This window comes from Dongia sp. P2_B8, from assembly GCF_056404715.1.
Window position 1 is genome coordinate 83,132 of record NZ_JBFUDM010000010.1, and the last position, 24,120, is coordinate 107,251.

Annotated in this window: 23 protein-coding genes; 11 read left to right on the forward strand and 12 right to left on the reverse strand. The window is 60.5% G+C overall.

Features of this window, described 5'->3' with window-relative positions; translation table 11 throughout:
* Positions 1-88: 88 nt before the first annotated feature.
* Together AC1DWZ_RS23140 and AC1DWZ_RS23145 are read left to right on the forward strand one after the other, a co-directional pair.
* Positions 89-766, forward strand: coding sequence for a gamma-glutamylcyclotransferase (locus AC1DWZ_RS23140; protein WP_477171317.1), 678 nt, complete (start codon positions 89-91; stop codon positions 764-766).
* Positions 760-1,242, forward strand: coding sequence for a hypothetical protein (locus tag AC1DWZ_RS23145; protein WP_477171318.1), 483 nt, complete (start codon positions 760-762; stop codon positions 1,240-1,242). The genes AC1DWZ_RS23140 and AC1DWZ_RS23145 overlap by 7 nt, the downstream gene beginning before the upstream one ends.
* Here the strand turns inward: AC1DWZ_RS23145 and AC1DWZ_RS23150 are convergent.
* A complete protein-coding gene (locus tag AC1DWZ_RS23150) occupies positions 1,239-1,712 on the reverse strand; it encodes an Lrp/AsnC family transcriptional regulator (protein WP_477171319.1) in 474 nt (157 codons plus the stop codon). The two genes, AC1DWZ_RS23145 and AC1DWZ_RS23150, sit on opposite strands and share 4 nt — an antisense overlap.
* A gap of 135 nt (positions 1,713-1,847) precedes the next feature.
* On the opposite strand from AC1DWZ_RS23150, the gene phhA reads away from it, so the two are divergent.
* Positions 1,848-2,750, forward strand: coding sequence for a phenylalanine 4-monooxygenase (gene phhA / locus AC1DWZ_RS23155; protein WP_477171320.1), 903 nt, complete (start codon positions 1,848-1,850; stop codon positions 2,748-2,750).
* Positions 2,751-3,131: 381 nt separating this feature from the next.
* Positions 3,132-3,767 (forward strand): TIGR02594 family protein, encoded by a 636-nt coding sequence (locus AC1DWZ_RS23160; RefSeq protein ID WP_477171321.1) that lies wholly within the window; start codon positions 3,132-3,134, stop codon positions 3,765-3,767.
* Positions 3,768-3,791: 24 nt separating this feature from the next.
* On the opposite strand, the gene AC1DWZ_RS23165 is transcribed toward AC1DWZ_RS23160, so the two are convergent.
* Entirely contained in the window at positions 3,792-4,565 is a 774-nt protein-coding gene (locus tag AC1DWZ_RS23165) for a ferredoxin--NADP reductase (RefSeq protein WP_477171322.1), read from the reverse strand.
* 441 nt (positions 4,566-5,006) lie between these two features.
* Between AC1DWZ_RS23165 and AC1DWZ_RS23170 the strand changes: the two genes are divergently transcribed.
* Both AC1DWZ_RS23170 and AC1DWZ_RS23175 read left to right on the forward strand, forming a co-directional pair.
* Positions 5,007-5,339, forward strand: a complete 333-nt coding sequence (locus AC1DWZ_RS23170) for a hypothetical protein (protein WP_477171323.1) — start codon at positions 5,007-5,009, stop codon at positions 5,337-5,339.
* Between the two features lie 110 nt (positions 5,340-5,449).
* Entirely contained in the window at positions 5,450-6,019 is a 570-nt protein-coding gene (locus AC1DWZ_RS23175; protein WP_477171324.1) for a carboxymuconolactone decarboxylase family protein, read from the forward strand.
* Here AC1DWZ_RS23175 and AC1DWZ_RS23180 read toward each other — a convergent pair.
* The gene (locus tag AC1DWZ_RS23180) at positions 6,012-6,599 is read right to left on the reverse strand and encodes a GNAT family N-acetyltransferase (protein WP_477171325.1); all 588 of its coding nucleotides are present in this window, start codon (positions 6,597-6,599) and stop codon (positions 6,012-6,014) included. The two genes, AC1DWZ_RS23175 and AC1DWZ_RS23180, sit on opposite strands and share 8 nt — an antisense overlap.
* 172 nt (positions 6,600-6,771) lie before the next feature.
* Between AC1DWZ_RS23180 and AC1DWZ_RS23185 the strand changes: the two genes are divergently transcribed.
* Positions 6,772-7,266 carry a cytochrome b gene (locus AC1DWZ_RS23185; protein ID WP_477171326.1) on the forward strand — a complete coding sequence of 165 codons (495 nt, stop codon included), beginning with the start codon at positions 6,772-6,774 and terminating at the stop codon, positions 7,264-7,266.
* Here the strand turns inward: AC1DWZ_RS23185 and AC1DWZ_RS23190 are convergent.
* Positions 7,250-8,185 (reverse strand): alpha/beta hydrolase, encoded by a 936-nt coding sequence (locus AC1DWZ_RS23190; protein WP_477171327.1) that lies wholly within the window; start codon positions 8,183-8,185, stop codon positions 7,250-7,252. The genes AC1DWZ_RS23185 and AC1DWZ_RS23190 overlap by 17 nt on opposite strands.
* Positions 8,186-8,477: 292 nt before the next feature.
* Here AC1DWZ_RS23190 and AC1DWZ_RS23195 point away from each other — a divergent pair, with 292 nt between their 5' ends.
* Positions 8,478-10,745 carry a cadherin domain-containing protein gene (locus AC1DWZ_RS23195; RefSeq protein ID WP_477171328.1) on the forward strand — a complete coding sequence of 756 codons (2,268 nt, stop codon included), beginning with the start codon at positions 8,478-8,480 and terminating at the stop codon, positions 10,743-10,745.
* Positions 10,746-11,127: 382 nt separating this feature from the next.
* Here AC1DWZ_RS23195 and AC1DWZ_RS23200 read toward each other — a convergent pair whose 3' ends face one another.
* A complete protein-coding gene (locus tag AC1DWZ_RS23200; protein ID WP_477171329.1) occupies positions 11,128-13,167 on the reverse strand; it encodes a sensor histidine kinase in 2,040 nt (679 codons plus the stop codon).
* Between the two features lie 457 nt (positions 13,168-13,624).
* Entirely contained in the window at positions 13,625-16,186 is a 2,562-nt protein-coding gene (locus tag AC1DWZ_RS23205) for a GcvT family protein (RefSeq protein WP_477171330.1), read from the reverse strand.
* Positions 16,187-16,607: 421 nt separating this feature from the next.
* Between AC1DWZ_RS23205 and AC1DWZ_RS23210 the strand changes: the two genes are divergently transcribed.
* On the forward strand, positions 16,608-18,185 hold the full coding sequence (locus AC1DWZ_RS23210; protein WP_477171331.1) for a trimethylamine methyltransferase family protein: 1,578 nt from the start codon (positions 16,608-16,610) through the stop codon (positions 18,183-18,185).
* A gap of 103 nt (positions 18,186-18,288) precedes the next feature.
* On the forward strand, positions 18,289-18,813 hold the full coding sequence (locus tag AC1DWZ_RS23215; RefSeq protein ID WP_477171332.1) for a L,D-transpeptidase family protein: 525 nt from the start codon (positions 18,289-18,291) through the stop codon (positions 18,811-18,813).
* Here the strand turns inward: AC1DWZ_RS23215 and AC1DWZ_RS23220 are convergent.
* The 4 genes from AC1DWZ_RS23220 to AC1DWZ_RS23235 form a co-directional block, all read right to left on the reverse strand.
* The gene (locus tag AC1DWZ_RS23220) at positions 18,810-19,319 is read right to left on the reverse strand and encodes a PAS domain-containing protein (RefSeq protein WP_477171333.1); all 510 of its coding nucleotides are present in this window, start codon (positions 19,317-19,319) and stop codon (positions 18,810-18,812) included. The two genes, AC1DWZ_RS23215 and AC1DWZ_RS23220, sit on opposite strands and share 4 nt — an antisense overlap.
* 19 nt (positions 19,320-19,338) lie before the next feature.
* Positions 19,339-19,857, reverse strand: a complete 519-nt coding sequence (locus AC1DWZ_RS23225; RefSeq protein ID WP_477171334.1) for a PAS domain-containing protein — start codon at positions 19,855-19,857, stop codon at positions 19,339-19,341.
* 63 nt (positions 19,858-19,920) lie between these two features.
* Positions 19,921-20,688 (reverse strand): sulfite exporter TauE/SafE family protein, encoded by a 768-nt coding sequence (locus AC1DWZ_RS23230; protein WP_477171335.1) that lies wholly within the window; start codon positions 20,686-20,688, stop codon positions 19,921-19,923.
* Between the two features lie 10 nt (positions 20,689-20,698).
* Positions 20,699-21,268 carry a septation protein A gene (locus AC1DWZ_RS23235; protein WP_477171336.1) on the reverse strand — a complete coding sequence of 190 codons (570 nt, stop codon included), beginning with the start codon at positions 21,266-21,268 and terminating at the stop codon, positions 20,699-20,701.
* A gap of 94 nt (positions 21,269-21,362) precedes the next feature.
* On the opposite strand from AC1DWZ_RS23235, the gene can reads away from it, so the two are divergent.
* Complete coding sequence (gene can / locus AC1DWZ_RS23240; RefSeq protein ID WP_477171337.1) at positions 21,363-22,022, forward strand: carbonate dehydratase; 660 nt, start codon at positions 21,363-21,365, stop codon at positions 22,020-22,022.
* A 175-nt stretch (positions 22,023-22,197) separates the two neighbouring features.
* Here the strand turns inward: can and AC1DWZ_RS23245 are convergent, their stop codons facing one another.
* Entirely contained in the window at positions 22,198-23,142 is a 945-nt protein-coding gene (locus AC1DWZ_RS23245) for a DMT family transporter (protein WP_477171338.1), read from the reverse strand.
* On the reverse strand, positions 23,139-24,032 hold the full coding sequence (locus tag AC1DWZ_RS23250; protein WP_477171339.1) for a DMT family transporter: 894 nt from the start codon (positions 24,030-24,032) through the stop codon (positions 23,139-23,141). Before AC1DWZ_RS23250 ends, AC1DWZ_RS23245 begins: the two co-directional genes overlap by 4 nt.
* Between the last annotated feature and the right edge of the window lie 88 nt (positions 24,033-24,120).

Consider the following 24,120-nt stretch of genomic DNA (forward strand, 5'->3'; position numbering starts at 1 on the left):
CCTTGTTCTTCATATAACGGCTTTGTTATATAACCTGCAAAGTAAGGCTTTCTGCCCGCTGCTTCAAGGCAAGAGATTGGTTACACTGATGGCCATGGCACCCAATTGCACCCCACCCCTTGCTGTCGACTATTGGCCCGAATTGAGCGAAGCCGATCGGATCAGCCTGTGCTGGCTGACCGATGCCGAGCGCGAGGCGTCGCTGGAAGCCACCCTGGCCGAAAGGCCGGCTGGCCAGCCGATCTGGATCTTCGCCTATGGCTCCTTGCTCTGGAAACCGGCCTTCACCCATATGGCAGCCGAAATGGGCATATTGCGGGGCTATCACCGGCGCTTCTGCCTGATCGTCCAGCGCTTTCGCGGCACGGATGCGGCACCTGGCCTGATGCTCTCCCTCGATCGCGGCGGCATGTGTCGCAGCGTGGCGCTGCAGCTCAATCCTGCCACGGAAATGGACGATCTCAGGGCGCTTTGGCGGCGCGAGATGATTTCGGGTGCCTACACGCCGCGCTGGTCGCGGATCAAGACAGAGGCTGGCCATATCCAGGCCATCGCCTTTGTCTCCAATCGGCAGCACAGGCGCTATCTCCGGCCCGGGACCGATGACGAAGCCGCCGGCATGATTGCCCAGGCCTGCGGCCCGGTCGGCTCCTGTGCCGAGTATCTCCATTCGACCCACGAGCATTTGCTGCAGCTCGGCATCAACGATCGCGGCCTTGCGCGCATGGACAAGCTGGTGCGCGCAAGATTGGCGCAGGCATGTTGATGACGCACGGCGTGAATGCGGAATACCGCCATCAGGACAAGCTTGTGACGCCGCGCGAGGCGATCGCGCTGAAAGGTGCCAGGCTCAAATGGTACGATCTGGCACCAGCCGATCTGCCCGTGCCGGATGCAGTAAGGCAATTGGCACAGGCCTATCTGCAACGCACAAACATCGATCTCGGTGACGATCTCGGTTTCGTCATCCTGCATCGCTGTGGGCAGGAATTCTATTTCCTGCTGGTGAGTTCCTGGCGCGGCAACAATGAGCTCTGGGAATCTGTTTACGCCAAAGTCAGCGACGCCCACGCCGATTTTGCCATCTTCCCGTTGGAGGGGCCCCATCGCGGCACATTCTGCGTCTGGGAACTCGGCGCCGTCTGGCACGAGCAGCAGGCCTGGAAACGCTATCTCCGCTCAGGCCGCGACGAGGCGGCGCAGCGAGCCTATCTTGGCGATAGTTTCACGGGCGCCGTCTAGGTCGCCATCTCCAGCGGAACGGCCGTGTCCGCCTTCAACACGGACAACACGATGCTGGACTGCGTATCTCGCACACCGGGCATCCGCAGCAGGGTGCGTGTTGAAAATTCGCCCAGCGCGTCGAGATCCGATGTCATCACGTGAATGAGGAAATCGCTGCTGCCAGTGATGGCGTAGCAGGCGACGACCTCGGGCCGGCGGAGCAGGGCGGCTTCGAAGGCCGCCACCGTTTTCTCCGCATGATCATCGAGCCGGATCTGCACGAAGGCCTGCAGGCCGCAGCCCACTTTCTTCGCATCGAGGCTGGCGTGATAACCGCGGATGAAACCATCCTCCTCCAGCCGCTTCAGGCGCCGGGCGCAGGGGGTGGCGGATAGGCCGACCTGTTCGGCGAGGTCCGTGGTCGCGATCCTGCCATCACGCTGCAGAATACGCAGGATCTTAAGGTCGATACTATCCAGGTCCGGCATGGTGAATTCCCCTATCCAGTCCGGAAATGATAGTGGAAAACGCCAATATGTAAACGCAGCAAGGGATATTCGCCGAAAATCACCCCTGATCTCAGCGCAAACTGGTTCCATTGATGATTTCCCGTGAGGCCAGCCATGCTCGACCTAGATCTTTCCCATTCGGATACCAGCGCGGCGAGTGCCCAGGATTGGCTGGCGACGCAGGAAAAGCTGCGGGGCGACTATCGCGGCTGCGGTGCCGATTTCAGCATCGTGCAGGATCTTTCTGTCCACACGGAAGATGAGCATCGCCTGTGGCGGCAACTGTTCCAGCGCCAAAGCAAGGTGGCGCAGCGTTACGCCGCCAAGGCATTCCTCGATGGCATGCACAATCTCGATATGTCGCCGGATCGCATTCCGGACTTCGAGGCGACCAGCAAACGCCTCCGCCAATTGACCGGCTGGGAGATCGTCGCTGTCCCCGGCCTCATCCCCGACACCGCGTTCTTCCAGCATCTTGCGAACCGACGCTTCCCGGTGACGGTCTGGATTCGCGAGCCGCATGAGATCGACTATCTGGTTGAGCCTGACGTGTTCCACGATTTCTTCGGCCATGTGCCGCTGCTCACCCAGCCGATCTTTGCCGACTATCTGCAGGCCTATGGCGCCAAGGGCGCCGAAGCGATGCGTCTCGGCGCTACCAAGATTCTGGCGCGGCTCTTCTGGTACATGGTGGAATTCGGCCTCATCCGCGAGAACGGCGAGATCAAGGCCTATGGCGCCGGCATGTTGTCATCGGCCACCGAAACAGCTTTCAGCGTCGACAGCCCAAAGCCGCACCGCGTGATGTTCGACCTTGCCCGCGTCATGGGCACGGATTTCCGCATCGACGATTTTCAATCGACCTATTTCGTGCTGGACCGATTTGACGATCTCTTCGCCGCCATGAACCAGCCCTTCGCGCCGCTCTATGCCGCGCTCAAGTCAGCCAAGCCCATCCCGGCCACCGAATTGCGCCCGGGCGACCAAGTCATCAGCCAAGGTCGTCTATCGGCCTGAACCGAGCCGAGGTGACTTTACGGTGCCTTCGGTCGGCTTGTGGGCATAGGCTTCGCCTTAGTCTCGTTGGGCATCATTCTCGTCGGTGATCACGAAAGCTACGGGCAGTGCCGGTATCGCAGGCATTGATGTCGGCAAGGACCATCTCCTCGATCGTATCTGACGCACGGTCTGGGCCGTGGTCATCGCGCCGCCGCCCATTCTGCGACCTGGCCAAAGAGGTGATTGGAGATGGCCGTCAAAAGGTCCGGGCCATTGCGGAATGTGAAGTATATCAATAATTGTTGATATTGATAGTAAAGCTATAAATAGTTATTTCGCCAAGCCCTCAATGGCGCTATGATTTTCAGCTTCCAGTCTTGGCCAGCAGAGGGGGCGATCATGCCTGCGCAATACAATGTCACGGCAACAATGCTTAATGTGCGTGAGGCGCCGTCTGTGACTGCAAAACCGGTTGGGTTTCTAAAACTCGGAGATGTGGTAACCGAGGTCAGCCGATCCGGCGATGGCTATTGGCTGAAGATTACCACCAGCAAATTGGACGGCTGGGTGTCGCATAAGTTTCTGGCTGCGGTCGTTCCCGCATCGCCTGCCGGCAAGACGTTTCCCTGGATGCCCATCGCGCTGGCCGAACAAGGGGTCAAGGAATTCCCGGGATCCGGCGACAATCCACGTATTGTCGAATATCTCCACTCGACGACTCTGGATCCATCCTCAGCCTCGAATGACGAGACATTCTGGTGCTCGGCTTTCGTCAACTGGTGTGTCGAGCGCGCCGGTCTCGAAGGGACCGATTCCGCGTGGGCGCGGTCATGGTTGAACTGGGGGAAGAAGATCGACGTGCCGAAACCGGGCTGCATCGTGGTCTTCAAGCGCGATGCGAACTCGGGCCATGTCGCTTTTTACATCGGCGAGACTGCAACCAAGATCAAGGTCCTCGGTGGCAATCAGAGCGATGCGGTCAATATCAGCGAGTATAAGAAATCCGACCTGCTCGGCTACCGCGTGCCTGGTTGAAAATACCGACGGCGAGCGCCTGTCTTATTGCTCGGCGAACGCCTTCTCGATCACATAATGGCCCGGCTGCGCGACGCTACCTTCGCTGAACCCGCGCGCTTCGAAGAGGGGGCGGAGGTCGGCGAGCATGGCGGGCGAGCCGCATAGCATGATGCGATCGGCGTGTGCGTCGAGCGGCGGCAGACCGACATCTGAGAACAGCTTGCCATTCTCGATGAGATGCGTGATGCGGCCGTTGTTCTTGAAGGGCTCGCGCGTCACGGTCGGGTAATAGATCATCTTCTCGCGCACCAGCTCGCCGATGAGCTCGTGGTTCGGCAATTCCTTCTCGAGGAAATCGGCATAGGCCAGCTCGTTGGCATGGCGTACGCCGTGGACCAGAATGATCTTCTCATAATGGTCATAGACCTCCGGGTCCTTGACCAGGCTGAGGAAGGGCGCAAGGCCGGTGCCGGTGCCCAGCAGATAGAGATGCTTGCCGGGCAGCAGGTTGGTCGGCAGCAGGGTGCCGGTGGCCTTGCGGCCGATCAGAATCTTGTCGCCGGTCTTCAAATGCTGCAGGCGTGAGGTGAGGGGACCGTCCTGCACCTTGATGCTCAGGAATTCGAGCGATTCCTCATAGGCGGCGCTCGCGATGCTGTAGGCGCGCAGCAGCGGTTTCCCGTTCACTTCCAGGCCGATCATGGTGAACTGGCCGCTGGCGAAGCGGAAGGCGGGGTCCCGCGTGGTCTTGAAGGTGAACAGGCGGTCTGTCCAATGGTGGACGTCGGTCACTTCCGCATGCAGCAGATTGCTCATAATTCCGTCTCTTCGCGCATCCATTTCGCGGCGCAACATTGGCCACGGCCCGCGTGTCTAACCGGGATGTGGGCAGATTTCAATGACCTGGAGCCACCTTGTTGTCCGCCGTGTGAAATGGGGCGGGGCAGTAGCCTGGGTTGTTCATGTTTATGTATTGCGAATAAGTCGCATATGCAATACTAAATGCACGCCTCCAGACGGGATAGCCACATGGGCCGACAAGCCATAACCCCCTTATCCGACACCGAAAAAGAGCCAGACTCGCACCTCACCCGACCCCTACACCAGCTGGGGCGGCTGGAGCGGTTTCTGCTCCAAAGCCTCCGCCTCTGGGCCTTCCGCGGGCGGGGGCAATCCAGGCATGCGGGAAGCGATTGGCGGCAGGCGTTTATTGCCTGCCTCGAACCTGTGCGGATGGGTGATGGGCGGGTGCTAAGGGTGCAGATTGTGGAGGGCATGTTCGAGGAGGTGCTGGCCGATTTTAGCGCCTTCCTTGCCGTTCTGCTGGGAGGCGAGCGGCAGGCGTGGYGCTTTCATCATCCGCAGTGCCTGGGCGTCGATCCGTCCGAGGCGGCACTGCTTGATCTGCTGCGCCTGGCGCAATGCGGTGAGATGACGGCGGCGATGGCCTTGCTGCGCAACCAAGTCGCTGCGGACCGGGCCGAGCGATCGCTGCGGTATCTCAGCAATGCCATCCGTGTCCTGCAGGGCTGCGGGCTCGGCCTGCCACTCTCGCTCAAGGGCGATGCAGGTCTTGCCCTGACGCATTGAGCGGTAATGCGCGGCGGCCGAATGCCGCAGCATTTCGGTCATCCGAATGATGTTAAATCAGCGCACCGATTTTCCCGGGCCGCTTTTACATCGCGAGGACAATGATGCGATTGCCACTTCTCCCGCCGGCAGACCTGAACGCCGAGCAACGCCCGCTCTATGACGATATGCGCAAGGGTATCGAGACAAATTTCAAAGGGTTCACGGCAATCGATCCGGACGGACAATTGATCGGTCCCTGGAATCCCTGGCTGCGCTTTCCGCAATTCGGTGGGCCGGTCTGGGCGCTGGTCAAGGCCCTCTCCGCGTCACCGACCTTGCCCAAGCCGGTGCGCGAGATCGCGATCCTGGTTACGGGGGCCAAATTCCGCTCGGCCTACGAGATCTACGCCCATGTCCTGGTGGCTGAACTGCGCGGCATTCCAGATGATAAGATTGCCACGATCATCGCCGGCCAGCGTCCGGGCGACCTGACACGGGAAGAGGCGGTTGCCTATGACATGGCCTCGGCCCTGGTGTCCGGCGGCGTGCTGCCGCCGCTGACCTATAGCCAAGCCGTCGGCCTGTTCGGTGAGACCGGCACCGCCGAGTTCATCTATCTCGTTGGCCTGTATTGCATGGTGTCCGTGACCCTCAACGGGTTCAATGTCCCCGTGCCGGAGGATGGGCGCCTTACCTGATAGCGTCTTGCCCAACCGGGCTCGACTGACGGCGCCATTCCGTTTGCAGCATGGCGAAGACGAACTCATCGGTCCATTCGCCTTTGATGAATTCGTTCTCGATCAGATGCGCCTCGCGCCGCATGCCGAGTTTCTCCATCAACCGCGCCGACGGCGCATTTCGCCCGTCGCAACGGCCGATGATGCGGTGGAAGTCCATCGCCTCGAAACCGAACTTCAGCAGCGGCAACGTGGCTTCACGCGCGTAGCCTTTGCCCTGGTAATCGGGATGCAGCAGGAAGCCTATCTCGGCCGATTTGTGAACCTCGCTCAGCCAGACCAGAATCACTTCACCGATGCAGGCGCCGGTTTCGCGGAGCTCGATGGCGAGGATCAGCTTGTCGCCTTCGGCCTTGAGGTCGGTCTTCTCACGGCGCTGTTCCAGCGACTTGGCGATCTCGTCATCGGTGCGCGGGCCGACATAGAGATAGCGCAGCACCTCCGGCACCTTGTAGAGCGCGATCGTCGCGGCGAGGTCGCTATCGGCAAACGGGCGAACGGCCAATCGATCTGTGAGAATAGGATAGGTCGGGGCGGTCATATCGGCAGTGTACTCCGGCGGCGGATGGCAGGTTGGGGATGGTGGTCAGCGTCAAGGTGAAGCACGACAGCTGGCCATAAAAAAGGTAAGGTTATAGAAAGACTGCACCGTCGATATTCCAGATTATGACCGTGCCGGCAACCATGCCGGTGCCAGAGAAGGGGATGACGACATGGCTATGATTGAACGGCAGGGATACTCTGGCCTGCAGATCCTGTTGCACTGGACAATCGCACTCCTCATCCTGTTCCAGTTGATCTTCGGCGAAAGCATGGGCGAGGTGGAGCGGGCCATCAAGCGCGGCACCGAGCCGTCGGCCAGTGACCAGTTCCTGGCTAGCGCGCATTACTGGGTCGGTGTCGCCATTTTGGTTCTGGTTGCCTTGCGGCTCGCGCTGCGCCTGTTCCAGGGCACGCCAGAGCCGATCGGCCAGGGGCTCGCCGTGCTGGGTGCCAGGATCGTCCACGGCGTTTTCTATCTGCTGCTGATTGCCGTACCCGTCACGGGCCTGCTCGCAGTCTATGTGTCCGAAGAGATCGGCGAGGTGCATGAGATCGGAAAGCCGCTCTTCATCGCCTTTATCGTCATCCATGCGCTGGGCGCGCTGTTCCATCATTTCTGGCTGAAGGACAGCACACTCAAGCGGATGTTCATGCCGGCGCGGTGATGAAGTGCGCGATTTCGGCCAGGGACTGATCTGATTCCGGCAGTTCGGCATAGAATTCGAACACATGCCACATGCCTTCCCAGACGCGCAGTTCCACGTCGATCCCGGCTGCGCGCATCTTGGTCGAGAGCCGCGCGCAGTCGCTGAGGAAGAGGTCGCGGGTACCGGTCGTGATCAAGGTACGCGGGAAATCGCGCGGGAAATCCGCATAGAGCGGCGAGACGTCCGGTGAGCCGAGATCGAGCCGACCCGCATAGGCACGCGCTGCCGGTTCCAGCGTCAATTCGTAATGCAGCGACGGATCGAGCCCTTCCAGCGTTGTCAAACTGTCGCCGGTCTTGGTGAGGTCGGACCAAGGCGACATCAGCATCAGCCGGCGCGGCATCGGCATGCCAGCACTGTGGGCCTTCAGCAGGACCGAGAGTGCCAATCCAGCTCCCGCGGATTCGCCGGACACTGCGAGCTTATCGGCGCTCACACGATCGACGAGTGTTTTGTAGACCTTCAGTCCATCCTCGACCGCAGCAGGATGTGGACGTTCGGGTGCCAGGGCGTACCAGGGCGCATAGAGGCGCTGCCTGGTGAGATGCGCCAACCGAGCGGTGATTGCCAAATCCTCATCCGGCGATCCCTGCACATAGCCGCCACCGAAGAAATAGAGGATGGCGTCTGTGGCGCAAGCATCCGCAGGCGTAACGCACTGCGTCCTGATGCCCGCGATCTGTTCGTCACTGATCATGACACCGAGGCTGGCTGCGAGTGTCCGTCCTGCCGGCGTGTAGAGCGCATCGCTTGCCAGCCTCCGCTCGGCAAGTGCCGCCGGCGCCACGGGCCGCGCGCCGATCGCAGGCGCCTCGCGCAACATCTCCTGGGCGCGCGCGCTGATCGAGGCGGGCGGCAAATTACGGCGCAAGCTCATGAGACGACTCCAAAGAAGGGCGGGCCTGATCTTTCGACCGGCCCAGGTGGAAATTCAACGGCACAAATTCGGTGCCGAGGTTAGGCGGCATTCGAGACAGATATCTCTCTCATTATAGTAAACCATTGATATATCTGAATAAAATTTAGGAAAGTAATATTATGTTAAGGCGCGCGGGGCATTTTTGTGCAGCGCAGCCAATTGCGAATCTTCATCGGACTGGAAGTTCGGTTCCTGCCCTCGATCGGGCGCAGTGGCACGGCAGCAACGATTCACGGCAAGGAATCAGGCCATGGCAACACTTTACATCTCCCCCACTGGATCCGGACTGCAGGACGGATCATCTGCTGAAAATGCCGGCACACTCGCCAAGTTGTCGCAATTCATCGGCCAGGCGGGGCCGGGCGGCGAAGTTCTTCTGATCGCGGACCAAGGCACCTATCAGCAGAGTACGCAGATTTCGATCAACAAGGGCGGTACCGAGGACGCACCGGTGACGATCCGTGGCGTCGACAGCAACGGCGATCCGATGTCGGCGGATATTTCAGGCAGCCGTGCGGTCGACTGGCATGACGGCGACAATGCGGGGTCGGAACTGTTCCGCCTGCTGGGCGGCGCCAACAATCTGACATTCTCCGATCTCTCGATCAGCAATGTCGGCAACGGTGCCTTTCGCGTCGGCGCCGATGTGTCGAACCTGACCATCGAGCATGTCGACGCGACCAACGTGGTGCGCTTCTTTGAAAATTATGTATCCGGTAGCGCGACGACGGCGACCGTTTCCGGCCTGACCATCACGGATGTCGATGTCACCGGCTATACGCAGAACGCCATTCGCATTGGTTATGACAGCCACGACATCAATATTTCGGATGTCCATGCCGATATGGCTGGGGCCGACGCCAACCTGCTCTACGTCTCTGGCGTGCTGATCCAGGGAACCGCGCATGACGTGGTGCTCAATGACGTGTCGATGGCCAATAATTACGGCCACGGTGCTACCAACCAGTATTGGAACGGCGACGGCTTCACCACGGAAAACGGCGTCTACAATGTACTCTTTCAAAATACGCTGGCGAGCGGCAACACCGATGCCGGCTACGATCTGAAGTCCAGCAACACTGTACTGATCGATGCGGTTGCTGAAGACAATAGCCGCAGCTTCCGCTTCTGGAGCGATTCCATCACTGGCGAGAATCTCGTCAGCATCGATCCGACCAGCCAGGGCGGCAATGCCTCGACGTCTCATGTCTGGCTGGCGCAAGGTGCCACGGTCACCATCAACGGCATCACCTATTCGGATAGTGGCCTGCCGGCCACCTTGTTCGATCTCAACCAGGGCGGCGCGACGTTGTTCCTGAGCGAGACCGTGATCGATCCCCTCTATGCGACGTTGATAAAGCTGCTGGGCGGATCGATCGTCGAGGTGACACCGCCCAACGATGCGCCGACGGCGGTGACAGCGGTCATTTCGGCGCTCGATGAAAATGCGGCCGGCGGCACGCTGGTTGCCACCCTGACGACAACGGATCCGGACACCGGAGACAGTCACGTCTATACGCTGAGCGGCAGCAGCAGCGCACTCTTCGAGGTCATTGGCTCGGAAATTCATGTGAAGGCGGGCGCCGTCCTCGATTACGAAACGCAGAACCAGCACACTGTCACTGTGACGTCGACAGATTCCGGCGGCCTCAGCGTGTCGCATGATTTCGTGATCAGCCTGACCGACAAGGTCGAAGGCGGCAACGGCACGGCGGGTGACGATTATATTGCCGGCACCACGGGGAACGACACGATGAAAGGCGGACTTGGCTCCGACACATATCTGGTCGATTCCGCCAAGGATGTTGTGACAGAATTGGCCAGCCAGGGCACCGACACGGTGCATACCACACTTGCGACGTATCAGTTGACCGCCAATGTCGAGAATCTGACCTATACAGGCTCGGGCAATTTCACCGGCACCGGCAACACCCAGTCCAACCTCATCACCAGCGGCGACGGTCACGACACGCTGCGCGGTGGCGATGGGGGCGATACGATCTATGGCGGTGCAGGCAACGATGCCATCTATGGCGAGAAGAATGACGATCTCCTTCATGCCGGCAATGGTGATGACAAGGCCTATGGCGGCTCTCAGAACGACAAATTGTGGGGCGATGCCGGCAATGACTATCTCTCGGGTGACGCCGGCAACGACACGCTGATCGGCGGCGCCGGCCATGACACGCTGGTGGGCGGCGACGGCCGCGATTCCTTCGCCTTTGACGTGGCGCCGACGGCAGAAAACTCGGACATCATCACGAGCTATGACGCCGCCGCCGACACGATCAAGCTGGCGAGCGCCGCCTTTGCGGCCCTCGGCAAGGTCGGCACATTGACCGCCGGCGCCTTCGCCCAGGCAGATGCCGTGGGGCAGGCGGACGACCGGATCATCTATGACAAGAATACCGGCAACGTCTATTACGATTCCAATGGCGGTGACCACAGCGACATGTCGCTTATTGTGACGCTGCTTAATCATCCGGATATCACGGCAGGTGATTTCTCGATCTATTGATCTCCGTTGCCGCGAAGCGAAAATGCCCTGGTCATAAAACCGGGGCGTTTTTGCATTTCAGTTCTACCGCAGATGCTGGTTACAGTCTCGGCCGAATGAGTTCTGGATTGCAGAGGCGCTCGCCAACGACAGTATCTGGCCCCCCCCCGGATCTTCGCCCGGGGACGACGGATAAGACTGGATGCCAGCCGCCGGTTCGTCGTGGTCGGCGAAGGTCGACCATCTACGAGCTTGTTGGCAATTTGAAGAAAACAACTCGTGGATCCTCCGACTTCGGGGAGGATGACGATGGGAGGCGGGTCCGGACCTGCTCCGCGCATTCGCTCTTGCAACGGTCTGAGTTCCCAGTTCGGCGATCCGGGCGACGGAGGCGCCATATGGTCTATTCAATATCCCGCGCAATTGGCAGATCAATCCAGAATTCGCTGCCCTTTCCCTCGATGCTGGCAAAGCCAATGGAGCCGTGCATCGCTTCCACAACCCGTTTGGTCAATGCGAGGCCGATGCCACTTCCTTCGATCGCGCCACTCTCCGCGCCCAGGCGGCTGAACTCCTTGAACAGTTCAGTTTGGCGCGCTGCGGGGATGCCACGGCCCGTATCGCTGACTTTGATCCGGGCCATACCATCCTCGGTGCATTCCGCCGAGAACTCGACGCGTCCTCCCGGCTGATTGTACTTGATCGCATTAGACCCGAGGTTGAGCAGCGCCTGATGTAGACGCGTACCATCGGCGCGAATTGGCGGGATGTCTCCGATCCGGTCGATGAGGCTTACGTCGGCCTTCATAGCAAGAACCTCGAGGCCCGCCATTACCGCCTTTATAATCGGCCGGACTGCAACCGCCTCACTGACTATCGCCAGCTTGCCGGATTCCAGCATGCTGGTGTCCAGAACGTCGCTGATCAGGCGCAGTAGATACCCAGCGCTTGTCCTCACATTTCCCAAGTACTCGGTCTGCTTCTCATTGATGGGGCCAGCCAATCCAATCGCCAACATTTCAGTGTAGCCAAGAATACTGTTGAGCGGGGTCCGCAACTCATGGCTCATTGTGGAGAGGAAGGTCGTCTTCGCGCGATTGGCGCCTTCGGCCTCGTGCTTCGCGGCCCGTAGCGCCACCTCGATCTCTTTGAGCTTGGAGATGTCGAAGACCAGAACATAAAAGCCGTCAACCTTGCCATCTCGCACGTCTGGCACGTAGTGCGCCTCGCTGACGCGCAGCTTGCCAGCCACGTCGACTATCTCCCGCTCGAATGTCTGGGCTTCGCCGCGGAGCGCAGCTTCCATATACTCTCGATTGAGGCCGAACAATTTAGGGCCGATCACATCCTTGATGTGCATCCCCGTCATAATTTCTTCGGGACTCTTGCCGAACCACTCAATGTATGCGCGATTGCAAAACCGATTATGGAGGGTCTTGTCCCAGGAAGCGATCATGGCAGGCATGCTGTTGATGATGCGCATCAGATCATTGCGGCTCTCCGCCAGTTCAACGTCGATGCGGCGCCGGGACGTCGATCCAGCTGCGACGGGCAGAGCAATCAGCGTGATGGCGAGAATAAAGCCTTGCAGCAGTTGGATGTGTCCCTGTTCAGTCGGCGCAGAGATTGAATTGAAAGGCCCGTACCCAAGCCAGGTCGTGGCAGCTGCGATCAGCGATACCAGACAGCAGGTCAACGCCGCGCCGGCAAAGCCGACCCGAAAGGCCGGCAGCAGCACGATCGGGATCATCAAGAAGATGAGCATATGGCTGCTGCCAAAAACCGCAAAGCCTGCAGCAACGACTGCTGTTATGATGATCGCGGAATTTAGAGCGATATGCTGCTTGCCGATTACCCCATCAGCACCGTCGCGGCCGAGAGACAGCAATACCGGGGCAACGGAAAGCATCCCTACCGAGTTGGCCATGAACCAAATGGGCCACGTCGTGGCGAATGATACTCCATCGACCAGACGCAAGACGCTGCTGGCAAGCGTTGCGGCCACTGCCGCTGCTAGTCCGCCGCAAGTGATTATGAAGATGACTAGGGTTCGCGGGTTGGAAAGGTCGTTCCTGCGATCGGCTATCCAGGACGTGCCGAGACGAAAGGTCGCCCATCCGATCACGACCTCTGCGGTGTTGCAGAGACTGAGTCCCAGGGCCAGTGGATACGCGTCCCCCGCCAGGAGATTGGCGACGAAGTTGCCGAAAAATCCCAGGGCGAGCATGGCACCCATGCTCTGTCGAGGGCCGCGAATGATGGCGGCCAGGGCGATAGCGTTGGGTATCCAGATCGCGGCGACGCTACCGCCCCTGCGTGTCAGTTGAATGCTGGCATAGGCGGTGGCAAGGACCAGTAGGCCGAGCAGTACAGCATAAATGGCTATTCTTGCCTTAGGCCAATCGCCGTCATCGGAGCGATCCGTCTTAAATCGCTCGGTCAATTCCCATACTCCTCATGAGATCGATCGGTGCGTGGTCGCTATCAGCCAAGCGGTCGCATAATCTACAGAGAGTTTATTATCCGGTCCTTTCTTGGCGCGAGTTGATCTGTATCAATAGGGGGTGATCCTGGGCAAGACGGTCGACGGCATCTCTTTCTTGCTCCCTGGCACCGGGCGCCAAAATTTGATGTCAAATGTTGAGAATTGGCGGCGATTGCCGAGGACTGCAGGCACGTCAGCCATGCTTAAGCGTGGAAGAGCGGATTTGACGATTACGTGCATAATCTCAGCGGGGCATTTTTTTGGTCTCAGCCGAGAAGACCCAGTGCAGTCGCACTTGCCCGGTCTGGATCACTGGCTGCCAGGTTCTTGATAGCGGGAACGACGCGGAAACTGATCCGGCCAGCGAACCAAACGCTGTCCGCTGGCCGGATTCTGCAGATCGTAGGACCGCCCCTCAGGTCCGGGGCTTTAGATTCTCCGGGTCGTAGAGGGGTTTGTAGCCGATGGAGACTACTTCGACCGGGTAGGTCTCGCCGAAATATTCGACGGTGAGTTTGCGGCCGGCCTGGCAATAGGCCCAGGGCAGATAGGCAAGTGCGATGTTCTTGCCGATGGTGGGGCCGTAGGCGATGGAGGTGGTGAAGGAGCGGCGGCCGAGTTCGTCGACGAGCGTCTCCTTCGTCTCCGGGTCCATCACCGGCAGGATGCCGACGGGGTAACGCGCCACACCCTTGCTGTCCTTGTTGTCGGTCATCACGAGCGTGCAGAGCATCGCTGCCTGGTTCGGCAGTGCACGGTGCTTGATATTCGCCGACTTGCCGCGGAAATCGGCTTCCTTGACCTTCGGGCGCTGCAGATCGCTCTCGATGAGGTTGTACTCGGTCAGAAGGTCGGCATTCTGCAGACGCAGGCTCTTCTCCATGCGGCGGCTGTTGGCATAGGTCTCGACGCCGAACGCCATGACACCGGTCGAGCGCAAAGCATCCCAGACGGCGAGGCCGTCTTCGTACTTCATGTGAAGTTCCCAGCCTTGTTCGCCGACATAGGAGATGCGGAAGGCTGTCACGTTCTTGCCGCCGATCTTGATCTGCTTGATCGCGGCGAAGGGGAAGGCGGCGGGTTCGAGACCGGCCGGGTCTTCGACGACTTTCTGCAGGGTCACGCGGGCGTTGGGGCCCCAGATGCCGATGGTGACGTACTGGGCGGCAACGTCGGTCACCTTGACGTTGTAGCCCTTATCCTCGGCCATGCGGCGGATGTAGTGGAAATCGCGGGGGCCGGCATCGGCGCCGTCGATGACGCGGATGCGGTCAGGCATGCGGATGACGGTCAAATCGGCGCGCACCATGCCCTCGTCATCGAGGAAGTGCGTGTAGATGCCCTTGCCGATATTGGCGTCGCCGCCGATCTTGGCGGCGCAGATCCATTCCATCAACTCGACATGGTCCGGACCTTCCACATCGAACATGTAGAAATGGGAGAGATTGACGATGCCGCAATCCTCGCTCATGGCGAGATGCTCGGCATTGGAGACGCGCCAGAAATGGCGGTTGTCCCACTCGTTCTCGCGCGCCGGAACGCGGTTGCCGTATTTCTGGAGGAGATGCTCGTTGGCCTTGTAGCCATGGGCACGTTCCCAGCCGCCGAGTTCCATGAAGTAGCCGCCGAGTTCCTTCTCGCGCTCGTAGAAGGGCGAGCGCTTGACGTTGCGGCCGGTATCATAGGGTTCGCGGGGATGGACCGCCGGGTTGTAGATCTTTCGCGCGGCTTCGCCGCAGCGGCCCTCGATGAACTTCTCTTCCATCATGTGCGGATAGAAGCGGGCGAAGTCGATTTTATTGTGATCGATCGGCGTGCGGCCGTCGGTCATCCAATCGGCGAGGAGCTTGCCCATGCCGGGACCGTCCTTGACCCAGACACCGACGGCATACCACAGGCCGCGCACCTTCTGGCTTTCGCCAATCGACGGGCCGCCATCGGTCGTCACCTGCAGCAGGCCGTTGAAGGAGCGCTTCTCCTCATAACCAAGCTCGGCGAGGATCGGCGTCAGTTCGATGGCGCGCTCGAGCGGCTCGAGGATCTGCTCCATGTCGAGGTCGCGCTGCGAGGGGGAGAGGCGCGCCTGCTCCTTTTCAAGAAGATCGCGCGGATGGACCATGCGCGGGTTCTTCTCTTCGTAATAGCCCCACTCGATCATGCCGCCTTCGGCGGTGGTGGGATCGCCGGTGTCGCGCATATAGGCGGAGTTGCCCTGATCGCGCAGCAGCGGCCAGCCGATTTCCTTGCCGGTGTTGGCGAATTCGGTATAGGGGCCGAAGAAGCACAAAGGATGGTCGACCGGCATGACGGGGAGATCCTCGCCCGCCATTTCGGCGATGAGGCGACCCCAGAGACCGGCGCTGACGACGACATAATCGGCCATGACGGTACCGCGATCAGTGACAACGCCTTTGACGCGGCCGTTCTCGATCACGAGTGACTTCGCCGCGGTATGGGCGAAGACTTTCAATTTACCGGCGGCTTCGGCCTGTTCCACGAGCTTGCCAGCGACGGTCTGCGAGCGCGGGATGACGAGGCCGGCATCGGGATCCCAGAGGCCGCCCTGGACCTTGTCTTCTTCGATGAGGGGGAATTTCTTCTTGATCTCGGCCGGGGTCACCAGGCGGGCGCGGGTCCCGAAGGCCTTCGCCGAGGCGACCTTGCGCTTGATCTCGTCCATGCGGCCGTCATCGCCGACGCGGGCGACTTCCAGGCCGCCGACGCGGTCGTAATGACCGAGCTTGCTGTAGAAATCGATCGAGTAGAGCGACGACCAGCAGGACAGGAAGTCATGGCTGGTCATGTAGCAGAAGTCGGAGGCGTGGGCCGTCGACCCGATATCGGTGGGGACGCCGGACTTGTCGATGCCGACGATATCATCCCATCCGCGCGCGACCAGATGATGGGCGATCGATGCCCCCACGATGCCGCCCAGGCCGATGATGACGACCTTCGCCTTTGCCGGAAATTCTGCCATAGCCCGCTACTCCGAAGTAAAATTGCTGGCAGAATATAGGGCGCTGCGGCGACGTGATTGCTGCCTGTTTGCGACATTAGCAAAATGCCGCGCGACAAGAACTGCATAAAGTCGGCGCTAGCCGGCTGTTTTCCCAGCAATTTTCCCCGGGATTTGGGCACATCGCCAGACGAATCAGCCCCGGAGCCGGGACATTCAGGGGCGACAAATTGCCGAAATGCGCCACGGCGGGTGCTACGGCGCAAATAGGACAGGTCCGGCTATTGCGCCGCAAAATCAATGTTTTCGGGGATGGCGCATTTGGCGCGATCTGGTGAGGGGCTGTCGCCCTTTCGCTAGAGAAACTGGCCTTCCGGTGCCGATATGGGCGACGAATAAGTCATCGGTCTATTAGTTTGATTCACGGGAAAGGCCTCTCATCATGTCCAATGTGGAACCGCTTTCTGACGCCGTGGAAGGCCAGCCGGTTACCGGCCGCCGCACCCGCGGTGGTGCCGACGCAAGGCGCGCCCTCCGCCAGAAGCCGGTCATCGTCCAGAACCCCTATATCACGCGCAAGATCCCGCTGGTGACGGTGCTGGACGAAGAGGGCCTCAGCATCATCGAACGCAACGCCGACACCATCCTGCAGGAGATCGGCATCGAATTCCGTGACGAGCCGGAGGCTCTGGAACTGTGGGCCAAGGCCGGTGCCGATGTGAAGGGGACCCGGATCCGCTTCCCGCGCGGCCTGGCGCGCTCGATCGTCCAGAAATCGGCCCCGCAGCAATACATCCAGTACGCCCGCAACCCGGAGCGCAATGTCCAGATCGGCGGCAACGCCACGGTCTTCGCCCCGGTCTATGGCCCGCCCTTCGTGCGCGATCTCGACGGCGGCCGCCGCTATGCGACCATCGCCGACTTCCAGAATTTCGTGAAGCTCGCCTACATGTCGCCCTCGATCCATCATTCGGGCGGCACGGTATGCGAGCCGGTCGATCTGCCGGTCAACAAGCGGCATCTCGACATGGTCTACAGCCATATGAAGCTCTCCGATAAGCCGTTCATGGGCTCGGTCACGGCGCCGGAACGCGCCGAGGATACCGTCGCCATGGCGCGCATCCTGTTCGGCGAGGAGTTCGTCGCCAAGAACACGGTCATCACCAGCCTCATCAACGCCAACTCGCCGATGGTTTGGGACGGCACGATGCTGGGGGCGATGAAGGTTTACGCCCGCGCCAACCAGGCCTGCATCACGACACCGTTCATCTTGGCGGGCGCCATGAGCCCGGTGACGGCGGCAGGCACGCTGGCCCAGGTGCTGGCCGAAGTGTTGGCCGGTGCCGGCACCTCGCAGCTCTACAACCCGGGCGCCCCGGTGATCTTCGGCGTGTTCGCGTCCTCGATCTCGATGCAGTCCGGTGCGCCGACCTTCGGCACGCCGGAGCCGACACTCGTCTCGCTGGCGGCCGGTCAGCTCGCCCGCCGTCTCGGCATTCCGTTCCGGACCGGCGGCTCGCTCTGCGGCTCCAAGATTGCCGACGCCCAGGCTGCCTATGAAAGCGCCCAGACCCTGCTGCCGACGCTCCAGGCCGGCACGAACTTCGTGCTCCATGGCGCTGGTTGGCTCGAAGGTGGTCTCTCGGCCGGCTATGAGAAGTTCATCATGGATGCCGACCAGCTCGGCATGATGCAGACCCTGGCCAAGGGCATCGATCTCACCGAAAACGGCCAGGCGCTCGACGCCATCCGCGAAGTCGGCCCCGGCAGCCATTTCCTGGGCTGCGCTCATACCCAGGCCAATTTCGAAACGGCCTTCTATCGCTCCAACATCGCCGACAACAATTCCTACGAACAGTGGGAAGCGGAAGGCGCCCAGGATGCGACCACCCGCGCCAACAAGATCTACAAGCGCATGCTCTCGGAATACGAAGCCCCGGCGCTCGATCCTGCGATCGACGAAGCCTTGAAGGAATTCATCACCAAGAAGAAATCGGCGACGCCTGATAGCAACGTGTGATCCGCTGACCATTGAATCGGAAAGGGCGTCCCTCGGGGCGCCCTTTTTGTTTTCGCCACAATTCCGCCCTCGGGTCGCCCAACTGTGTCGGTAAGACGGCGGCATGATCTTCCGCCCGCTCCTCGCTATCTTTCTTGTCCTTGCCGCCGGCATCGTGGTCGCGGCTCTATCGCGCCATCATGCGCCAGTCCGGCTGGTTGCTGCGGAGGAGGTCGCCGACTTTGTCTTTGTCGACAAATCGGCACGGCGTTTGGAATTGCACCGCGATGGCATCGTCCTTCGCAGCTACGAGATCGGGCTTGGCGGCAATCCGATCGGTCCGAAGCGCAGGGAAGGTGACGGGCGGACGCCGGAAGGCGATTATGTGATCGATGGGCGCAATCCGAACAGCGCCTATCATCTCTCCTTGCACATCGACTATCCGCGGCCGGCCGATCGCGCTGCCAGCGCGGCGCTGGAGGCGCCACCGGGCGGCGATATCTTCATTCACGGCCTGCCCAATTATTGGCCCGGCGCATCGGCGCCGAAAGTGGATTGGACGGAGGGGTGCATCGCCGTCGACAATGCGGAGATCGAGGAGATCTGGCGGCTCGTGCCGGATGGCACGCCAATCAGGATCCTGCCCTAGATCGCCCGGCTCCTGGGTGGTTCGATCATGGAGAAGTCGTCGATGCCGAGGCAGTGGGTGATGGTGATGCCATCTTCCGAGATCGGGAAGCGGGCGAATTCGAAGACGTGATCGTCGCGCTCTTCCCAACCGATGAGCGACAGGCCGTAATTCGGCGCGCGCTCCTCGAAGATGCGGCGATAGGTCTCGTGCGTGTCGATGATGTCCTGGGTCGGCCAGATTGTCATCTCATCGACCCATTTGCCGCGCATCTCGCCGCCATAAAAACGGGCGACCTCGGTGCCGACCAATCGATATTGCACGCGGAAAGGTTCCGGCTGGATGAGCGTCAGCGACAGATAGGGCAGAACCAGGCCGAGATAGAGCGGATCGATGTCGGCACGTGCCGGGAACGACTTGCCCAGGCACTGGCGGAGCCAATAGGCCTGCACGATGCCGATCATGTTGGACCGTCCGGTCGGCTGGGGCAGATAGTGCACCTCGCCGTCCCAGCTGGCGGGATTCATGTGAACGGTATCGTGCATGCTAGCGCATCAGATAGTGGCCGTAGACCAGGACATGGCTCGGCCCCTTGCCATCGTCTGCAAGGGGCAACAGCAATGTTTCCAGTTCGATGACCCGGTGGTCCTTGACCACGTCGATCGAGAAATCGACGATGCCGCAGGGATTTGCGATGGCAAGGTCGTAATTGTCCAGAACGAAGTCGAGCGCCTCGCCCTCATAACAGTCGCGCACTGTCTTGCCGGTGGGATCGTCGCCGCGGACCTCGATGGCACGGGGACCGATGCTGAGATAACGGTAATCGTGTTCGGCACGCAGAATTTGCGTCACCAGGATGCTGTGCGTCAGATCGGGGACGGCACCGGCGGCGTTCCAGTCGGAGAGCGATGGCAAATCGTCCGCCACGCGCAATTTGTACCAGGCTTCATAGACACGGCGGGATTCATTGCTGGCGCGTTGCATAGCCAGTTCGCTCGGCACCTTGTCGCCAGCGCCCAGCATGCTGCCGTCCGGCCCGATGATCGTGCGCCCACGCCCAGTCAATCTGCTACATCCTTTACGATACCTGGCAGGCTATCAAAGGCCCGCCCGTGCCACAATAGGGGCTTAGCTTAAGGCCGCGCGGCCGATGGCAAGGATGGCAATGGCCAGCAGGAAACCGAGGGCGACGCGCTGGTAGGTGCTGGCATTTGACCGGTCGAACAGGCGGTCGCCGATGATATTGCCGACGGCCATGATTGGGATCATCAGCAGGGCCAGCACCACAACCTTCAAATCGAGAAGGCCCGCCACGGCCTGTGTCACGATGCTCCAGGCAGAAATAAAGAAGAAATAGACCAGCAGCGAGGCGCGGCCGACGGCGACGCCTTCGGGTGATGCCAGAAAGAACAGGATAACCGGCGGCCCGCCCATGGCAGTTGAGCCGTTCAACAAGCCCGATAGGAAACCGATGCCGAGCTGCGCCGAGGTCGGCGGCCTTTGCTTGAAACGATAGCCGCGCCACAACGCCAGCACAGCCAGCAGCAGCACCAGCCCGATGAGGGCGCGCATGATGTTGGCGGGCAGATAGGTAAGCGCCAGCACGCCGAAAGGTGCGCCCAGCACGGCGCCGATCAGCAGCCGCTGGATCGCGTGCCAATTGGCGCTTTTCCAGGCACGGCGCAGTTGTTCGGCGCCAGCCACCATGGCGACGATGGGGATGGCCGGAACGACGGCGGCCGGTTCGACGAACAGGGTAATGACCGGCACCGCGGCCAAGGCAAACCCAAAGCCCGTGAACCCGCGCAGGAAGCCGGCCAGAAAGACCGTGCCGAACAGGAGGGCGGCGGCGGCGGCACTCATCTCCGGCATCAGGGCTAGCAGGGCAGGGGGCATATGGGCGGTATCAGCTCTGCTCGCCGCCGGTCTCGATCATGTGTCGCTTCATCAAGGGCATCTGTGTCAGGCTGAAGAGCACGGTAAGGCCGAGGATGCCGAACACTTTGAAGTCGATCCAAGTGTCGGTCGACACATGCCGCCAGACGATCTCGTTCAAGACAGCCATCGCAACGAAGAAGAAGGCGTAGCGCCGGGTGAGTTGCCACCAACCTTCATCGGTCAGCTTCAGTGCCTCGCCGAGCACATATTGCAAGGTCGGGCGCTTCAGCAGCAATCCACCGAACAGGATCACGGCGAATAGGGCCTGCACGATGGTTGGCTTCATCTTGAAAAAGGTTTCGTCGTCGAACCACAGTGTCAGCCCGCCAAAGACAGTCACCACAATGGCTGTCACCAGCGGCATCACGGCCAGCCGTCGGGTCGCCCAGTAGCCGAGCCCCAAAGCAAGAAGGGTCGCCACAATGATCACGGCGGTCCCCGCCATGATGCCAGCGACCTTTGAAACAACGAAAAATATCAGAATGGGACCAAAATCGACCGCTGGTTTGATCCATTTCGGGGCGGTTTGTGGGGTCATTGCAGATGCCGGTCCTATTGTTCTGATGCAGTGCGGCATGGTATGCGAGGGCAGCGTTCCTGCCTAGTCCCAGGTCCATAGCCCAAGGCTCATCATGTCCGAAAAGACCCATGCCGAGGTATTCCAGCGCAACCGCCGGTGGGCGGAGCGTCAAGTTGCCGCGGATCCGGAGTATTTCAAGCGCCTCTCGGAACAGCAGGCACCCAAATATTTCTGGATCGGCTGTTCCGATGCGCGCGTTCCGGCCAACCAGATCCTGGACCTGCCGCCGGGCGAGATCTTCGTTCATCGCAACATCGCCAATCTGGTCTATCACATCGACACCAATTGCCTGTCGGTGCTGGAATTCGCCGTCAACGTGCTGAAGGTCGAGCATATCATCGTCTGCGGCCATTACGGCTGCGGCGGCGTGCGTGCGGCCATGGGTAATTCGGAGCTCGGCCTCATCGACAATTGGTTGCGCCAGATCAAAGATATCTACGCTGCCAATTCCGAGCTGCTGGAAGCCGAGGCGAATATCGAGCGCCGCCTCAACATGCTGTGCGAGCTCAATGTCCGTCAGCAGGTGCGCAACATCTGCCACACCACCATCGTGCAGAACGCGTGGAAGTCCGGCCAGCCCTTGAGCGTCCATGGCTGGGCATATTCAGTGCGCGATGGCCGCCTGCGTGATCTCGACTTCTGGGCAGACGGCGTCCATGACGTGGATCCGATCTACCAGCTGCTCTCGTTCGAAGAGACGCCGAGCTTCTGAACGCCTTCCATTCGTCATCCTTCGCCCAACGCCTTTAAGAGAGGGCGGAGGACGCACGGGTTGCTTTTATCGATTGCAAGCAAACTCGTGGGTGGTTCGCCTTCGCGGACCATGACGACGAGAAGCTACTCATCATTTTGGTGTCTGGTGGCCATGGAATGCGACACCGACGGCCCTATTCAGGCAGCGCCGGATTCTCCGGAACGATGTCCTTCTTGCGGGCATGGTGCACCTCCCGATGGGCGATGTAGAGGTTGGCGGCGATGATGATCGCGGCACCGGCCAACGTCTGCAGTGTCGGAATCTCCTGCCAGATCGACCAACCCAGGAACGCTGCCCAGATCAGTGCCGTATATTCTATGGGCGCCAGCATGGATGCTTCACCGCTACGGAACGCCTTGATCATGCAGAGTTGGGCGAGTGCTGAACTGGTTCCCTGTAGGATCATGATCCCCCAGTCCGGCCCGCTCGGCCAGTGCCAATCCATCGCGGCGAGCGGGATGACGACGACCAAGGTCGCCGCCGAGGTGTGGAAGAGAATATTGTGGGCGCTGTCCTTGCCGGAAATGCGCCGCAGGGTGATGAGCGTGAGCGCATAGAAAAGGGCGGAGCCCAGCACGAGGAGCGCACCCTTGTTGAGGTGGGCAAAGAAACTGCCATCGCCGCGGGGGGCTGCGATAAGGGCAATCACCACACCGATGAAACCGACCAGGACGGCCATCCAGCGGCGCGGCCCGACCTTTTCTTTGATGAGCGGGCCGGATAAGGCTGCCACGAACAAAGGTGCCGCGAAGGCAATGGCGATGGCGTCGACCAGCGGCAGATAGCGCAGCCCTTCGAAGAAGGTATAGCCGGTCAGCATGATCAGTACGCTGCGCATGGCATGGATCTTGAAGAAGCTGGTCTTCAGCCGGAATGGGCTGCCTGTGTTGCGATAGGTGAGGTAGAGCGCCACGAACAGGGCCGGCACACGGCCGACCGCGAGGATTTGCCAGGTCGCATAGCCATCCGTCAGCCATTTGGTGCTGGCATCGGCGACACCGAAGCCGAACACGCCCAAAGCCATGAAGAACATGGCGCCCATGGGCGAGAGCAGCTTGGCGATGGGCTTGACCTTCATGCTTTGCGTTTCTGCGCTTCCCGGTGGGCGATGTAAAGGCTGGCACAGATGATGATGGTGGCGCCGGCGATCACCTGCAAGGTCGGTATGTCACCCCAGAAGAGATAGCCAAAGAGCCCCGCCCAGACGAGCGCGGTGTATTCGAGCGGTGCCAGCAGCGACGCTTCGCCGACACGGAAGGCGCGCACCATGGAGAGTTGCCCCAGCGTGCTGCAGATGCCTTGCGTGAGGAAAAGGACCCAGCCCATCGGCGTCGGCCATTGCCATTCGGCGATCGCGGGACCGAGAACGGTGAGGCCGCTGAACAGCGTCCCATAAAAGACGATATTGTGGCCTTGCTCACGGCCGGTCAGGGGCCGCAGCCAGATCTGCCCCATGGCGTAGGTGAGTGCTGCGATGAGGGCGAGGACGGCACCCCAACTGATGCCATGCCGGCCGGGTTCAAGGGCGACGATGACGCCGACAAAGCCGACCAGCACAGCGGTCCAGCGGCGCCAGCCAACGCTCTCGCCAAGGATCGGGCCGGACATCGCGGTCATGAACAAAGGTGCCGCAAAGGCGATGGCGATCGCATCAGCCAGTTCCAGATAGCGCAGGCATTCGAAGAAGGTCCAAGTCGTGGCGACAATCAGGACCGAGCGCATGAGATGCGTGCGGACAAAGCGCGTGCGCAGCACATGGAGGCCGCGATGCTGACGCAGGATCATGAACGTCATGATGGTGAGGGTGATCATGCGGGACGTCGCGCTGATCTGCCAGGTACCGTAATTCTCCGTCAGTTTCTTGGTCACCGCGTCCAGCACGGAGAAGAAGAAGACGCCCAGCGCCATGAACAGCATGGCGCGATAGAGAGCCTTTGACGTAGGTGCGGGCAAACTGAGGGCGGTCATGATGAGGCACTGCGGGGCAATTTCGGCACTAATTATCCATCTGGATAGCATGGGTTAGGTCAGGCGAGGGGCTCTATTAACGCGTCCC

Excerpts from the sequence above, each read along its gene's own strand:
- AC1DWZ_RS23140 (WP_477171317.1), top strand. The coding sequence starts at position 89 with ATGGCCATGGCACCCAATTGCACCCCACCCCTTGCTGTCGACTATTGG.
- AC1DWZ_RS23245 (WP_477171338.1), bottom strand. The coding sequence starts at position 23,142 with ATGAAGGTCAAGCCCATCGCCAAGCTGCTCTCGCCCATGGGCGCCATG.
- AC1DWZ_RS23150 (WP_477171319.1), bottom strand. The coding sequence starts at position 1,712 with ATGCCGGACCTGGATAGTATCGACCTTAAGATCCTGCGTATTCTGCAG.
- AC1DWZ_RS23185 (WP_477171326.1), top strand. The coding sequence starts at position 6,772 with ATGGCTATGATTGAACGGCAGGGATACTCTGGCCTGCAGATCCTGTTG.
- AC1DWZ_RS23250 (WP_477171339.1), bottom strand. The coding sequence starts at position 24,032 with ATGACCGCCCTCAGTTTGCCCGCACCTACGTCAAAGGCTCTCTATCGC.
- AC1DWZ_RS23160 (WP_477171321.1), top strand. The coding sequence starts at position 3,132 with ATGCCTGCGCAATACAATGTCACGGCAACAATGCTTAATGTGCGTGAG.
- AC1DWZ_RS23180 (WP_477171325.1), bottom strand. The coding sequence starts at position 6,599 with ATGACCGCCCCGACCTATCCTATTCTCACAGATCGATTGGCCGTTCGC.
- AC1DWZ_RS23195 (WP_477171328.1), top strand. The coding sequence starts at position 8,478 with ATGGCAACACTTTACATCTCCCCCACTGGATCCGGACTGCAGGACGGA.
- AC1DWZ_RS23215 (WP_477171332.1), top strand. The coding sequence starts at position 18,289 with ATGATCTTCCGCCCGCTCCTCGCTATCTTTCTTGTCCTTGCCGCCGGC.
- AC1DWZ_RS23230 (WP_477171335.1), bottom strand. The coding sequence starts at position 20,688 with ATGCCCCCTGCCCTGCTAGCCCTGATGCCGGAGATGAGTGCCGCCGCC.
- AC1DWZ_RS23220 (WP_477171333.1), bottom strand. The coding sequence starts at position 19,319 with ATGAATCCCGCCAGCTGGGACGGCGAGGTGCACTATCTGCCCCAGCCG.
- AC1DWZ_RS23235 (WP_477171336.1), bottom strand. The coding sequence starts at position 21,268 with ATGACCCCACAAACCGCCCCGAAATGGATCAAACCAGCGGTCGATTTT.
- AC1DWZ_RS23190 (WP_477171327.1), bottom strand. The coding sequence starts at position 8,185 with ATGAGCTTGCGCCGTAATTTGCCGCCCGCCTCGATCAGCGCGCGCGCC.
- phhA (WP_477171320.1), top strand. The coding sequence starts at position 1,848 with ATGCTCGACCTAGATCTTTCCCATTCGGATACCAGCGCGGCGAGTGCC.
- AC1DWZ_RS23210 (WP_477171331.1), top strand. The coding sequence starts at position 16,608 with ATGTCCAATGTGGAACCGCTTTCTGACGCCGTGGAAGGCCAGCCGGTT.
- AC1DWZ_RS23205 (WP_477171330.1), bottom strand. The coding sequence starts at position 16,186 with ATGGCAGAATTTCCGGCAAAGGCGAAGGTCGTCATCATCGGCCTGGGC.
- can (WP_477171337.1), top strand. The coding sequence starts at position 21,363 with ATGTCCGAAAAGACCCATGCCGAGGTATTCCAGCGCAACCGCCGGTGG.
- AC1DWZ_RS23145 (WP_477171318.1), top strand. The coding sequence starts at position 760 with ATGTTGATGACGCACGGCGTGAATGCGGAATACCGCCATCAGGACAAG.
- AC1DWZ_RS23165 (WP_477171322.1), bottom strand. The coding sequence starts at position 4,565 with ATGAGCAATCTGCTGCATGCGGAAGTGACCGACGTCCACCATTGGACA.